11 protein-coding genes and 4 pseudogenes are annotated in these 13,557 nt (G+C 59.8%); 8 read left to right on the top strand and 7 right to left on the bottom strand.

Translation table 11 applies throughout. The features are described 5' to 3' along the window. The first annotated feature begins 177 nt into the window (after positions 1-177). Both AC5ZGW_RS43165 and AC5ZGW_RS43160 read left to right on the top strand, forming a co-directional pair. Positions 178-762: a hypothetical protein gene (locus AC5ZGW_RS43165; RefSeq protein ID WP_245475082.1), complete on the top strand. Its 585-nt coding sequence runs from the start codon at positions 178-180 to the stop codon at positions 760-762. Then, positions 660-1,910 (top strand): prolyl oligopeptidase family serine peptidase, encoded by a 1,251-nt coding sequence (locus AC5ZGW_RS43160; protein ID WP_245475081.1) that lies wholly within the window; start codon positions 660-662, stop codon positions 1,908-1,910. Before AC5ZGW_RS43165 ends, AC5ZGW_RS43160 begins: the two co-directional genes overlap by 103 nt. A gap of 62 nt (positions 1,911-1,972) precedes the next feature. Here AC5ZGW_RS43160 and AC5ZGW_RS43155 read toward each other — a convergent pair whose 3' ends face one another. Further along, a complete protein-coding gene (locus AC5ZGW_RS43155; RefSeq protein WP_130229969.1) occupies positions 1,973-2,881 on the bottom strand; it encodes a sulfite exporter TauE/SafE family protein in 909 nt (302 codons plus the stop codon). Positions 2,882-3,953: 1,072 nt separating this feature from the next. Between AC5ZGW_RS43155 and AC5ZGW_RS43150 the strand changes: the two are divergent. After that, a pseudogene (locus AC5ZGW_RS43150) lies at positions 3,954-4,090 on the top strand (IS5/IS1182 family transposase); the annotation flags it as partial. A 32-nt stretch (positions 4,091-4,122) separates the two neighbouring features. Then, positions 4,123-4,493, top strand: a pseudogene (locus AC5ZGW_RS43145) (hypothetical protein). 602 nt (positions 4,494-5,095) lie between these two features. On the opposite strand, the gene AC5ZGW_RS43140 reads toward AC5ZGW_RS43145, so the two are convergent. Further along, on the bottom strand, positions 5,096-5,437 hold the full coding sequence (locus AC5ZGW_RS43140) for a hypothetical protein (RefSeq protein WP_130229967.1): 342 nt from the start codon (positions 5,435-5,437) through the stop codon (positions 5,096-5,098). Positions 5,438-5,621: 184 nt separating this feature from the next. Between AC5ZGW_RS43140 and AC5ZGW_RS43135 the strand changes: the two genes are divergently transcribed. Both AC5ZGW_RS43135 and AC5ZGW_RS43130 read left to right on the top strand, forming a co-directional pair. Continuing rightward, positions 5,622-5,765, top strand: coding sequence for a hypothetical protein (locus tag AC5ZGW_RS43135; RefSeq protein WP_155255601.1), 144 nt, complete (start codon positions 5,622-5,624; stop codon positions 5,763-5,765). Positions 5,766-5,807: 42 nt separating this feature from the next. Continuing rightward, positions 5,808-6,182: a hypothetical protein gene (locus AC5ZGW_RS43130; RefSeq protein ID WP_130229965.1), complete on the top strand. Its 375-nt coding sequence runs from the start codon at positions 5,808-5,810 to the stop codon at positions 6,180-6,182. Positions 6,183-6,285: 103 nt separating this feature from the next. Here the strand turns inward: AC5ZGW_RS43130 and AC5ZGW_RS43125 are convergent, their stop codons facing one another. After that, on the bottom strand, positions 6,286-7,308 hold the full coding sequence (locus tag AC5ZGW_RS43125; protein WP_245475080.1) for a hypothetical protein: 1,023 nt from the start codon (positions 7,306-7,308) through the stop codon (positions 6,286-6,288). A gap of 550 nt (positions 7,309-7,858) precedes the next feature. Continuing rightward, positions 7,859-8,033, bottom strand: a pseudogene (locus AC5ZGW_RS43120) (ATP dependent DNA ligase); the annotation flags it as partial. 126 nt (positions 8,034-8,159) lie between these two features. Between AC5ZGW_RS43120 and AC5ZGW_RS43115 the strand changes: the two are divergent. Further along, a pseudogene (locus tag AC5ZGW_RS43115) lies at positions 8,160-8,480 on the top strand (BstA C-terminal domain-containing protein); the annotation flags it as partial. 508 nt (positions 8,481-8,988) lie between these two features. Here AC5ZGW_RS43115 and AC5ZGW_RS43110 read toward each other — a convergent pair. From AC5ZGW_RS43110 to AC5ZGW_RS43100, 3 genes are all read right to left on the bottom strand, one after another. Beyond that, entirely contained in the window at positions 8,989-9,816 is an 828-nt protein-coding gene (locus tag AC5ZGW_RS43110; protein WP_028168738.1) for a citryl-CoA lyase, read from the bottom strand. A gap of 65 nt (positions 9,817-9,881) precedes the next feature. After that, positions 9,882-11,144 (bottom strand): CaiB/BaiF CoA transferase family protein, encoded by a 1,263-nt coding sequence (locus tag AC5ZGW_RS43105; protein WP_028168737.1) that lies wholly within the window; start codon positions 11,142-11,144, stop codon positions 9,882-9,884. Between the two features lie 9 nt (positions 11,145-11,153). Continuing rightward, on the bottom strand, positions 11,154-11,744 hold the full coding sequence (locus AC5ZGW_RS43100; protein ID WP_165421448.1) for a type 2 periplasmic-binding domain-containing protein: 591 nt from the start codon (positions 11,742-11,744) through the stop codon (positions 11,154-11,156). A 433-nt stretch (positions 11,745-12,177) separates the two neighbouring features. Between AC5ZGW_RS43100 and AC5ZGW_RS43095 the strand changes: the two genes are divergently transcribed. Then, positions 12,178-12,867, top strand: a complete 690-nt coding sequence (locus AC5ZGW_RS43095; protein ID WP_035692612.1) for an IclR family transcriptional regulator — start codon at positions 12,178-12,180, stop codon at positions 12,865-12,867. Positions 12,868-13,557: the final 690 nt, after the last annotated feature.

The raw sequence follows: 13,557 nt of genomic DNA, 5'->3' as shown, positions 1-13,557 counted from the left end.
GCATGGTCGTTCTGGCGCAGGGCTCATCAGGCAACTGCGCGCAAAGCCCATCTCAAGAAAAAATTACAACTGTAATGGTAGGGGAAGAACTGGGTTTTTCGAGGCGGCAGCTGCCTGCCCCCTGAAGGGCGCCTGTGCCTGGCCAAACTATCAGACGGCGGCAAGGACGCGGCGTTCGTGCGCGAGTTCGACCGGAACGCCAAAGCCTTCGTCACGACCGGCTTCGACCTTCCGGAGGGAAAGCAGAACGTCAGCTGGGTCGACGGGGACACGATCCTCATCGCACGAGATTGGGGCCAAGGGACCATGACGAAGGCCGGCTACCCTTTCGTCGTGAAAGAGCTCAAGCGCGCTCAGCCGCTCGTTCAAGCGCGCGAGGTTTTCCGCGGCGAACCGACCGATGCCAGTACGGTGCCATTCGTGCTGCGGGACAGTGAAGGCAAGGTCCATGCGACCGGGGCCATGCGCGCCATCAGCAGGTTCGAGCAGGAGTATGTGCTTTTCGGGCCCAAGGGGCCGATCAAGCTCAACCTGCCAAAGAAGGCGAACATCGGCGGCATCGCCAGTGGCCGCCTGCTTGTGACGCTCAACGAAGACTGGGCGCCATCCGGCGACAGTCGCTTCGCGGCCGGCTCGATGATCTCGTATGACCTGGACGAATGGAAACAGGATCCGCTCAGCGCCAGGCCGTCACTGGTCTTCCAACCAGCGGCTCGGCAGGCGCTCGGCGGCTTCGCGGCCACCAGGAGCCTGTTGATCTGACGATCCTCGACAATGTTCAGGGCAAGGCGTTCGTCTACAAGTACGATCAGGGGACCTGGCGGGCCACCCCGATCCCGCTCCCGGAGAATGCGAGCGTGAGCCTGCAAGCCGCTTCCGATGAAACGGAGGAGGTGATGTTCGCCGTCTCCAACTTCCTCAGGCCGACGTCGCTCTACTACTTCGACGCCGCAAGCCAACGCCTCGAGCCACTGAAGATGGCACCTCCGCAGTTCGACGCGTCCCAGCATATCGTGGAGCAGTTCGAGGCAACTTCGCGCGACGGCACCCGGATTCCCTACTTTCTGGTGCGGCCCCGGAATGCGAGGTTTGATGGGTCGACCCCAACCCTTCTCCATGGCTATGGCGGGTTTCAGAAGCCGCTCCTGCCGTCCTATGCGGGGGTTATGGGGAGGCTCTGGCTCGAGCAGGGCAATGCATATGTCGTCGCGAACCTGCGCGGGGGCGGCGAGTTCGGGCCGCTATGGCACGAGGCTGCCCAGGCGGCAACGAAGCAGCGGACATGGGATGATTTCATCGCCGTTGCAGAGGACCTGATCCGCCGGAACGTCACCTCTCCGCGCCGGCTCGGCGTGGTCGGCGGCAGCCAGGGAGGCCTGCTGGTGAGGACCGCAATCACCCAGCGACCCGACCCCTTCAACGCGGCGATCGTGCAGGTGCCGCTGTTCGACATGCTTCGGTTCACCAAGCTGGGCGCCGGCGCCTCCTGGACCGGCGAATATGGCGATCCCGCCATTCCCGAGCAGCGCGAGTGGCTCGAGGCCTACTCGCCCTATCAGAAGCTGGTCCCGGGCAAGACCTACCCGGTCCCCTTCATCCTCACGTCCACCAAGGACGACCGCGTGCATCCGGCGCATGGCCGCAAGGCAGCCGCCAGGCTCACTGCGCTGGGCCAGCCCTATTTCTACTATGAGAATATCGATGGGGGCACAGCGCCGCCGCCAATCTCACTGAACATGCACGCCGCATGGCACTCGAATACACCTATGCATTCGGACGGCTTGTGGATTGAGTCAGGTCCAGGAGCGGACTCGCTAAATCGACAGTTGCAGACGGCAGCCGATCAACATCAGCCCGTTTGGTCGCCGAGATCATCGAGCGGGCCGCGGCGGCGCGCCCGGATCCTTTGAACGGAACGCCAGCCCGTTTGATCGTGTGCATTTCTGTTATGCGGACAGAACACCAGATCCATTCAACTTGAGCTCGCTCTAACCTCGCGCTCGGCGCGCCGCGCTTGTCTCTGAGGTCGCCCAGGGCCGCCGTTATGTGCCGTGAAGAACGTGTATAGCAGGTAAAGATCGATCAGGATCGTTGCCGCCATCACGCCATAGGCCCACGGGCTCTGCATCAGGGCGAGCTCGATTAGCACCCGTGACAGGCCGAAGCCCACGACCCAGGCATCAAAACTCATGCAGATGCGGCGGAAGATCTCCGGATCAAGCCGGCGGATAACATAAGATCCCAGCGGAATGCCGAGCACGACGCTAGGAATAAAGACATAAAGCAGGCTGCCGCTTTCTGAAATGAACAGGCCGAGCTTATAATAGATGAAGGCGGTTACGCTCGATTCCGCCACACGAACCAGGGCTAGTCCGGCGCGAAATTCGTTTTTGACGAGGCCCTGATTGTTGAACAGCATCGCCAAAGGCGGGCCTGAGATGGTCGTCACCGAGTAGAGGACGCCCAGCATCGACCCGAATGGCAGGCCGATTAGCCAGCTTGCCTCGATCCGGCGGCGCCAACCGGCGGCTTGCAGCAGGATCAGGGGCAGAATGATCGTGTAGGTGGCGAATTTGATCCAGCCCGGCTGCAGCGAGGCCAGTGCATAGCCGCCGATCGCAATGCCCGGCAAGAGCCCGAGCAAGATGGGAAATATGCGTTTCCAAACCGCCGGCACGCCCTTCAGATTGATGGAGAGGACGTAGACGTTGACGAAGACCTCGATGATGACGATGGCGGGGTTGAGAATGCGATTGGTGTAGAAAACCAGCGCAAGGGGTACAGTGAGTGACGAAAAGCCGTAGCCGATGGCTCCATTTACAAAGGCCGCAAAAAACGTCGTTGCGGCCAGAAAAAACATAGCGGCATCAAAGGCGGGCATTCAACTTTCCAACTCCGAAGAGCGTCGGATCACGCGTCAGCGGGACCAGACCAACATTGGTCATCAGGCTTGCGGCAGATTCAGATCACTCCCTTAGCACCTCCAGCTGCCTTCATAGTGGCAGCGGTCAAGTGCAAAGGTTCGCCAGTTGCTCCCATTACAGACTTCAGTTGTATAACGGAAGCCGTGCTGTGTTTCCCACTATCTAACTACGACCACTCAGCCAGACGTGCCAGTCTATTTTTTTCGAATGTCAATCAACGGTCTTCGTATGGTGATCTAAAGGCTCATGTTCCTGAGCTTCTCCATCTCCGTCGCTTGCATGAAATTCGGCCCTGCCATTTTGATCGCTGATCGCGATGTTGATTAGAGGCACCTTCTCAAGATAGGCACCAATGTTTTTCTCTAAAGCGAGCAATCGCCCGGGGGCAGCTGGAAGCAGCAGGGCTCAGCCCTCTGGGCAAAGCCGAAGAAAACGTAACGAGGCAACGCCGTCGTAGCAGCCAATGTCCAAAATCACTGGATCTGACTTCTGCAGGAACGAAACAATGTGCTGATGGATCTCCAAGGCGAAAGTGGGCTCACGTGTTTCCATTCAACTTCGTCCCTCGCGCCTCAATGGCACGCAACAGCCTATCAAGTGAGCTTAAGGTTTCGCGACCCCCCGATTGTCAAATGGTCCAGCTTCGACGTCGAAAGTACACACGACTCAACGGGTGGCTCAACTCTACAGAGGTAAACAGGCGATATAGAACCGGTTGCAAAACCTATACCAAGGTTTGTCTACAGACGGCGCGGTATGAGCCACGCGAGACTTGTGACGTACATGCCGATCAGAACGGACACGAGCCTCCGCTGATATTCCCTCTCCACCTCTTTGTCGCAGACAGGACAAAGATCGCCAATTATCTGACCTCGACCAAGCTCAAGTATTCGCCATTCTCATTATCCGTAAATCAATGCTTTGATGGACGACAATCACACGATGGATCGGTCCCACAAATGCATTCTAAGGGGTAGATATGCCGATCTTGATCGTCGTGACCGCCGAGGGTTACAAACCCGGCAGACTCTCTATGAACAACTACATCTGGTGGAGTGCTGCTTCGGTAAGCTCAAACAGTTCCGACGCGTAGCAACCCACGAAAAAACTGCCCGAATTACCGCCCAGTCGTCACTCTCGCAGCTATCGTGCTATGGATGCGATAACTGACCACACGCCCTCAAGCGAGAAACCCTGCATAGAAGAATTCGTCTCGCGCATCGCCACCGATGTCGGCGTCGACCCGGCTCTCGCAGAGAAGGCCGTTGCCATGATGCTGGGTTCCTGCAACGCGAGGGAGCCGACGGCCCCGTGGGGCGTATGATCGAGTCCATTCCCGGCGCTTCGGAATCAGTGACGAAGCATGATGGTGAAGACTCAGAGGGCGGCAGCGTCCTCGGCGGAGCCGGCGTCACCGGTTTCGGCCAGCAATTGATGAATGAGGGTCTCAGCCTAGGAAAGATCGCCGGCCTCGTCAACGAGACGATCGCGTTCGCCGACGAACATGCCGGCGACGAACTCGTGGACGAGGTCCTCAATTCCGTTCCCGGCCTTCCCCAACTCGTTTGATCAGCCGCAGCCGGGACCCGCATGAGGTCGTGCGCCCGCGCCAATCCGTTTGCGCCGGTAGGCATTCTCCGCCGAGTTTTCGTACCGACCTGGCCAGACCATCAACCGTCGGGCGCGCGAAGCGGACGAACGTAGGCGCACTTCATTCGTCTATCTCAAAATCGACGATCGTGGCGACGTACCGCCGTCGTTGGAGGGCTTTCTCAAGCGGCGGGGGCATCACGTCGATATCCAGCTCTCGCTGCTCGGGCCAAAGTTCCTTGTGTAGGAGCACGAATGTGCGCTGACGTCAGCCTTGCCGCTGTGCTTTCTGATCGTGCGACCTCTCGCTGATCTACCGCAGCCCCCTATACCCCCAGGTTGGCTAGACTAAGAGGGAGCAAGGCCCCGGCGCGCCCGTGCCCACGGTCGCGCCGGGGCACAGATCCGAAAAAGTCAAGTGATCAGCAGGTGCTATCGTCAGAGGCGCAAAGGAGAGCCGCAGATGCAGCTCTCGTTGCTGTAAGGGGCTTAGAGAGCGCGGGAACGGAGAGGACGCTGTCCGCCCCAGCGTCTTCCGGCCCCGTTCTCACCGGACCGCAGGCACCGAGACGCTCGTCTGCTCAGCATGGTGAGATCCTGTCCACCACGGCCGATTGACCGCCTTGATGAGACGATCCCACGGAAACGGCGTCTGCTGACGCACCACGTCCAAATGAAATCGCCCTTGTAGGTAAACACCTTCTCGAACTTTGCTCTTGGCAAAATTTGCGACAAGCGGTCGGCGGCGCATTCGCTATATCGAACATCCAGTACCTTTTCTTGTCCGCGTCGACCCGGGCGTTCAGCCAGTTGAACAGCGCCGACAGGATCGACGTCAGCACGCCGAGGATGGCTTCAATCACGGCCGTGCTCCTTTCGGATGGAGCGATGCGGGCGATAACCGTGATGACGGAGCCGCTCATCAGGAAGGAGCCGGCCCACTGCGGATGATCTTTCGGCGCGCAGACGCACCATCGCGGGTAGCGCCCCTTCGGAACGCGGACAACCCGAATGCGCAGATTTGTCAGAAAGAAGACTCGGGGGCCGACCCGTCCTGATGATGATGATCGTCCTCGCGCCGGAACTGATCCATCACAGGCTCGGCTCTTGGGGCGCCCGAGCATCGGCAAGCCCGGCATCGACGGGCAATCCACTTGGGACAAGACCGAGCAGGCGATCTTCACCTCGTTCTTCATCGGAGTGTCGACGGCTGTCGCCGCGGTCGCCGCAATCAAGGCGATCGAGAAATGACCCACGGGTACCCGCGACCGCGTCATTCGTCTGCAAACGAAATTGGAGCACGTCACCGCGCAGCTCTCCAACGTGCAAATCAAGGTCAACGCGATGCATGATCTTCTGATGCGAGCGCGCGGCGTGCGGTGGATGATGCTTGCGATTGCCGCAATGGCGGGCTTCCTCGCTTCCCTCATCACGAAATACCTGCACCTGCCGCTCTCGAACTGCGCCGGTACCACCACGTTCCCAACGGCTCTACGTACCTATGGGAGAAAGCCGGTTGGGAGGCCATTCCCCGGGCTCAAAGCCGAGAGCTTACATCCTCTTTGCCGTGCGACAATCCGCTATTCATGTTGGGCGCAGAAAAATCTGATGCTCCTCCAATGTGGCCGTGTAGTTCACGCCGCCGAGAGGGATTTTGTCGCCGGCTGAGACGCGCTCGGCAGCAGGTTGTGCAAGCTCATCCCTTGCATGAAGTCTTCCGACGCCCATTGGGGGCGGTGCTGGAAATCCAGGGGGAGGTACATTGATAGATTCAGCAGCGGGCCCGGCTAAGCCTACTGATCTGCCGGGCCTGAGCTAGATGCCACTCCCAACTGCGCCGGTTCATCATCCAGTAGTCGCCGAAGCTCCCCCGGTTCAAAAGTGAACTGTTCTGGATCGAAATCTGGACCGACGGAAAATGATGGAGCGGGTTGATTATTCTGCCTCCCTGAATGTCCTGGCGAAGCTCCTGTTCCAGTCGGAGAAGCCCCTCTGGAGAAGGCATAGATTGATCATCCAGATGATCGAGCACTCGCCGAAGCTCCCCCGGAGACATCTGCTCTGGGTCGAACGCGACGTGCTCTTGGACGAAAACCGACGGGGCGGGTTGATCATCCTGCAGTCCCCGAATCCCCTCGGGCCGACTGCCGGCTTCCTGCCACGCGCTGTGCTGCGCAGCGGCCTGGTCGACGCGCCTCGGCTCGATCAGTACAGCGTCTTCAGGATTGATGAGGGCCGCGTTCTGGGGGTGAGGATTGCGCTTTGCGCGGCGGTGTACGATCGGCACGCCTGTCGACCGGAAGGTCCGGAGATGGTCTATTGCCTTAAGGAGGTTCTTGGGATTACCCCTTCCGGTGAACTCGGACACATCACCGCTCAGCGACTTACTCTCGAGCCGAGCAACAATGCTCGGCTTGTTTTTTGCGAAGAGCCAACGGCTAAAGCTACGAAGATAACCTACATACTGCTTGGCCCAGCCTTCGTTCATCCCGCCCTTGATGAGGGCCCCCTCAAGCCCCAAGATAATGGGAGCATCCTCGGAATAAAGAGGCCGCCTGTCCCACCCTATCACAATCCCCGTTGACGGAGCCGGCTGCAGCGCCGAGGCGGCCGGCATTGCTCCACCACCTCCACCTGAATTAGCGATCTCGCTCAGCTGCCGCTCAATGGCAACGCTTTGCGGATTGTTTAGGGTCCTCGGCCTCTTCGCTGGTCTCAACTCGGCTGTGTCATGCTCATCGTTGATGAGGACCTCCTCGCTTGGCAGGAGGTTGCTCCTGGCAAGTGCCCCCATCAACTCGTCCGGGGCTGCTGGCTGTCGCTAGCCACATTGGCAGGGGGGCTACGGCGCGGCCCCCGGTCGGGCATCGCCGTATCGGCCAGGCGCGCCGCTTCAAATTGCTGCTCAAAGGCTTCTTGCTCCGCCGTGTCCGCTTGCTGATCTTCCGTGAGGGCGTGCTGCACCTCTGACGAAGCTGCTACATTGGAGGGGTCAAAATTGTGCGGGTCCACGCTAGCCTCACGTCTACAGATCAGCTGAGCTTCCTACTCGGGCAAGCTGTCGAGAAGCTGACGAGGCCGTGGCCCGTGAAGCAATGCACCCCCCAATCACAAAACGACAATGCCCCGCGGTCCTTGATGGGTCGCCGGGCTTTTTTTGCGTTTAAGGACGCGTCGTCGTCGCGGCTAACAATCCTTTTGGCAGCGCCGGGGACGACGACTCGTCACCGCTCTTATTGCAAAATGGGCACGGCATACCGGCGCCGCCGCAGGTGCACGCATGGGTAGGCTGGTCCGAATGATTTCGCAAACCCACCGGCAGTTATCGCAGCGCGGGCACCATCTCATTGCATGTCCTCCCGCAAGCCTTTGAAGACCGGCTGTCGCACCTTGCCTTTGGCCGATCTGGCGCGGTACTCGATTTCGGCCAGCAGCTTTGGCTCGACCCAAATGCCCCTGGTGCGCGACGCGCTTGGCATAGGGCTGCGTCTTCCGGATCAGCGGCGTCAGCGCTTTCTCGAAGAAGTTCGACAAATGGCATGAGCGCATCGTGCTCAATTTTCAGTCCGCGCCAAAGGGTTTCTTGCACGTCTTCAACGAGGCCCCCACCGTGATCTACGAACTGATCATGGCCAGTGCCGATATCGGGAGAAGAACGTCGTTGATATCTCGATCGGACAGCATTGGTCGAAAGACTGCTGCGACGACGACTTGGCGGCGACGAACGGCGAGCGTGGAAAATATCCTCACCACTACCTCGCCAGCCATCCGCAATCGAAGTCGAATCCGCAAGAATCCTTGTGCTACCCTCTCGCCGCGTATCGGGAATGGTTGCAGGATGTCTATATGGAGGGTGGCAAGTTCAGCAACTATCTGCGGGGCAAGGTCTCAAGGGGCAATCTGGCGCCGTCGATCGCTCAACTCACCATTGCCGCGCTTATCCTGGCGCAGATCACCGCACAGTAACAGCGGCGAAAAAGGTCGAGAGAGCCTGCCCGTCATGGGCAGGCTCAGAACACGTCGAGCGAGCGCAGGACTGAGGAGCGATGCACTCGCCATCCGATGCCAGGACGAAGACGTGGCCCAGCTATGCACGAGTTACGAACAGCGTCTGGCGTCCATTGCCAGCACGACCGGACCACTCGTTCCGAAGAATGACTAAACCTGCCGATCTTACAGCACCATCTTTCATCAGGGGCACGCCCCAGACGTTGTTGGACGCGAGAATGCGGCCAGGCCATTCCGCCAAGCGTTATTGACGATCGAGGACCAGGAGCCACCGGGTGCAAGCCTGACGATGCGGCCAAGGAAATGTTGACTAGATAGAGATTTCCCTACGCCTCGAACCACGGCCCTCGATGAAGCAGTCAGCCGGCTTGTCTCCACGGTTGACGTCCGCGCAATCCGAACCGACGCAATTGGCGGTGGCCGAAAAGACGCGCGTTTCGATGAGCTCGGCAGTCCTTATGGTACATCATGGCGCTTGCTTTAGGCTGCGCCTTGGCTGCCCCTCGTATTTGTAGGCGAACTGCTTGGGCATCGGGCCTTTGTTGCGGTCCTTGCGTCCGGTCTGCTCCCATGCATGGGCCAGAATCCCTACCGCCCGTGACAAGCAGAAAATGCCGCGGGCCAGGGGTGCAGCAAAGGCCAGCTCCCCGTAGATGACTGCGGTGGCTCCATCGATGTTCAGCGGGATGAGCTTGCCTTTGCGCTCGCGCATAACGCGCTCGATCGCGCGCGCAGCGCTGGCGTAGCGACCGTTGACGGCACCTTCACTGATCGCAGCATCGACTAGCGCGAGTAGCGGTTCAGCGCGCGGGTCGACGGGATGAAAGCGGTGACCGAAGCCCGGCAGATATTTGCTGCGCGCGGCGGTGAAATGGTCGATCACCTCCGCGGCAGCCTCATCGAGGTCCTTGGTCTCGCTGCGTCGCAGGACCTCGTCATAGAGCTCGATCGCCTGCTCCCCCGCTCCGCCATGCACACCGTCCAGCGTGTTGATTGCGGATGCCATCGCGCCATTGAGCGGCAGCCCGCAACTCACAGCCATCTGCGCGATGGCGATGGAAGGTGCATGTGGGCCATGATCCACCGATGCAACCAGGGCAGCCTCAAAGAGCCGCTCCTGTGCCGGTGTGGGTAGCTCGCCACGCAGCATCAACCAGATCATCGCGGGGAACGAAATATGACCAATCAATTCCTCGATCGTGTATCCGCGATAGGCGATCCGCCCGGGGGCGATGTCGCATATAGAGCTCCGCCACCAATGGGCGGCCTGCTCTCGCAGCTCCGTTTCGCTCATCCCTGTTTTCCAATCCCGTTAGCCTATGCCCGGCAGTGGTTTGCTTGCGCGCAACTGCCTGGTCGTCACGCTGCTCCATCTGTTGCCGGGCGGACCCGCGGAAAATGAGCTCCTCCTTGACATGACGTTCCGGCGGCACCGCTTGCGATAAGGTGCTCAATTTCCGGATCTGTATAACCGAGTCGAGCCAGCCATCGCTCCGTGTCCGCACCGAGCGACGGGGGGAGCGCGGGGGCAGGAAACGCCTCATCCAGCCGAAAACCAGGGCGCGTAATGCGTAATGGCGGTTCGCCAGCCCTATCGAGCGGCAGCGTCTCGACAAATCCGCGCTCCAGCACCTGCCGCTCACGCAAAACTTGCGGGACGGTCAGCACACAGCCGGCAGGGACGCCGGCGGCATTCAACAGCGCCTCCCATTCCTCCGCAGACCTGCAGCTCAACGCCACGTTCAGCTCATCGTTAAGCGCTCCGCGGTTCAGTTTACGTGCTTCCCGCTTCGCGAAGCGCGGATCCGTCTTCAAATCCGGCCGGCCGATCAGATCGCAAAGTGTCCGGTACTGCTTCTGCTCGTTGGCGGCGATATTCAGCGGTCCGGTCGCGGTGCAGAACGTGCCGGAGGGTGCGGCCGTGAAATTTTCGTTCCCCATCGGCCGCGGCTCGACTCCGCCATTCAGGTGATTGGAAACCACCCATCCCATAGCCGCGATGGTCGCCTCGAGCAGCGACACGTCGATGAAGCGGCCCCTGCCCGTTCGCTGCTGCTCGACGAGCGCCGCGGCGATAGCAAAGGCGGCCGTTAGCCCGGCGATGGTATCGGAGATCGGGAAGCCAGTCCGCAGCGGAGCCGTGGCTGCATCACCGGTAACACTCATCGCGCCGGAAAGGCCCTGGACGATCTGGTCGTAGGCCGGGCGGGCGGACCAAGGACCGTTTTGCCCAAAGCCTGAGATTGCACAATAGATGAGGCGCGGGTTGCGCCTGGACAACGCGTCGAAACCGAGACCAAGCCGCTCCATGACCTTTGGCCGGAAGTTTTCGACAAGGACGTCGGCCTCGGACACCAGCCCGACAAACGCTTCGCTTCCCGCTTCAGACTTCAGATTGAGCGCCACCGACTGCTTACCGGCGTTGACGCTGACGAAGGAGAGGCCCTGAAGGCGCTCTGCCCTTTCCGGATCGGCGCCAAGGCGCCGCGCGAGATCGCCTCCATTGGGGTTTTCGACCTTGATAACCTCCGCGCCGAGGCGCGAGAGATGGTAGCCGCAGAATGGGCCTGCCAATACGTTTGACAGGTCGAGGACACGGATGCCGGTGAGCGGCAGGGACATGACGAAGCCTTACTTTGTGGTATCTTCGGCGCCCGCCGTTGTTAGTTCAACCGCTGGGCCGCACGCCAGCGAGGCGATCGGTGAAGGTTTTGCTTGCCGCGGTGATCCTGGGTAGAAACCGCTCAACACAGCCGGGGGTACCTTGGGCGGTTGGGCGTCCATTAGGCTGGCCCGGGAAAACGGCGCCTTGGACGCTTTCAGGATCTCGATGTTCACCTCGCGATCAGTTTCGTACTGTGCCGGGACTGCGCCACGAACTGCTCCGTTGATACAGAGTTGACCCAGCGGTGGCTCTTCAGCAGGGCATTGACCAAGCGCTGCGCGGTTTCGGGATTTTTGTCGATGAAGATTGCGGCAGGTAGCGACAGGCGCTAGACGGATCCCGCCAAAGGCAGTCTTGGCGCCTTCGACGGTGCGCGCATCGAACAGCGAATTGGCCCCAATCTTCCTCGAGAGCAGGGTCGCAATGCGATCGAAATAGACCAGCGCGTCGACTTTTTTGGGGTCGAGTGCCACCACGTCCGGCGCATCGCTCCCGACCGCGATGATGTTGACGTCGCGCGGTCCCAATCCCGGCATCTTGATGCAATGGCGCGCCATTCTGCCCGTCCAGGAACCAGGAGCCGTGATGCCGAGCTTCGGGCCGTCTAGGTCGGAGCCGCTCTTCATATTGGCATATGGCGGCAAGATCGCTGCGCACCCCGAGAAGAACGCCGAGTATGTGGTGCGGCAGGAAGACGAACGAGATCTCGTTCCCCTGCGTGCATCTGGATCAGGTGATCATACACCCCCGACGCCATGCGCCGAGCCACCAATCAGTCTCAGCGGATCATCACCTCGCGCAAGTCACGGCCAGCCTTGGCTACCCCTTCCATTGTTTCGCGTCTCAGAACTTCCGTTACGTGCAAAACCGATACTCTTAGTTAGAAGAAGAGTCAAACTATTCTGGCTTGCAGAACCGCCTCAATGCTTCTGAAATAGGGTTCACCCCCTAGCTCTGATAGTTGTTCTATAGTGCAGAACCGGAGCAGAAATGAGCAAGACAGGAGTTGACGCGGTCAGCAGAGCGCTCGCAATCCTGAAAAGTTTCAACGCGGAGCGTACTGCGATGACACTGACGCAGATCGCGGAGACGGCGGACCTTTACAAGAGCACAGTGCTGCGACTGGCCTCTTCGTTGGAGGCTGACGGCTTTCTCGTCCGCGGCGCGGACCGGTTGTTTCGACCAGGACCGGAGTTGTGGCGCCTTGGGGTGCTTTATCAGCGCGGCCTTGATCTTGGCCAAATCATCCGGCCATCGCTTCGTCGACTGGTCGAGGCAACTGGGGAAACTGCATCCTTTTATGTTGCAGACAAGGACGAACGTATCTGTCTTTACCGCGTCAATTCTCCACGTTCAGTTCGACATCATCTCGAAGAAGGTCAGCGATTGCCCATTGATCGCGGAGCCGCCGGGCGAATTCTCACTGTATTCCGCGAGCCAGCGAACGCCGAAGGGAAGAAAATCCGCGACCGAGGCTTTTATGTTTCGATCGGAGAGCGGGACCCGGAGGTCGCCGCGGCGGCCGTGCCGTTGATCGACGTACACGGCGAACTGAGGGGCGCCCTTTCAGTGTCGGCGATCAGGACTCGCTTCAATGCCGGTGCGCGCAAGGCGGCAATCGATGCTCTCAAATCGGAAGCCAAGGCGTTAGCGGGGTTGCTGCCTGCGAGCGAACGCTGATCAGTCCAGGACGCCCGCTTTGTGCCGTTTGCGAAGAATTCGACGCGGCTTCGGGGTGGCAGTGTGATGGGGCCTCGTGAGGCAATGAGGCTACTTCCCGGCTATTCCGTGGACAGAGCGCCGCGTTGAAGGATCGAGTACAGAGATGACGGACGCGAACGACACGATGCGCCCGCGATGCTTCGCAAATGGCCCTCCATAAAAAATGAGCGTCGTGCAGACAAAAGTACATATCTGTCGGCGGAAGGCACACTGGACGACTGCATACGAGAGTTTATGACCAAGCGTGAGGCCACACGTCATCTTTACCAAATCCACACCGCGCCACAGCCTCCGCTCATACCGGACGTCTTGTCAGCCGATCACATCACGGAACTTGCCAGATTGCGAAGTTTCCTCTGATCGGGATGTTGTTGCGGCGCCTGTGGCCAAGTGAAGATCAGCCTCAAAATCAGTGAGTCTCAGATCAAGAGTCCTCTTCGACCTCCCTTCCAAGGACAAGGGCACGCTGTGCTCAGCATCGATAATTGGTTGCTGGGCGATAACGCCGAGCTCTCCGTCTGCAGATCAACCGTGCGTGGCCTCCGCTCTTCTTCGGAATGGAGACGGCACAAACAGGTGGCGGGAAGTAGGCGCCTGAGCTCATTCGATTCCAAATCTTGTAGAGGTTACTCTTCAAGTCGGATTCAA

This window comes from Bradyrhizobium sp. Crot121 (assembly GCF_059512385.1).
This window is presented reverse-complemented; position numbering and strand designations above follow the sequence as displayed.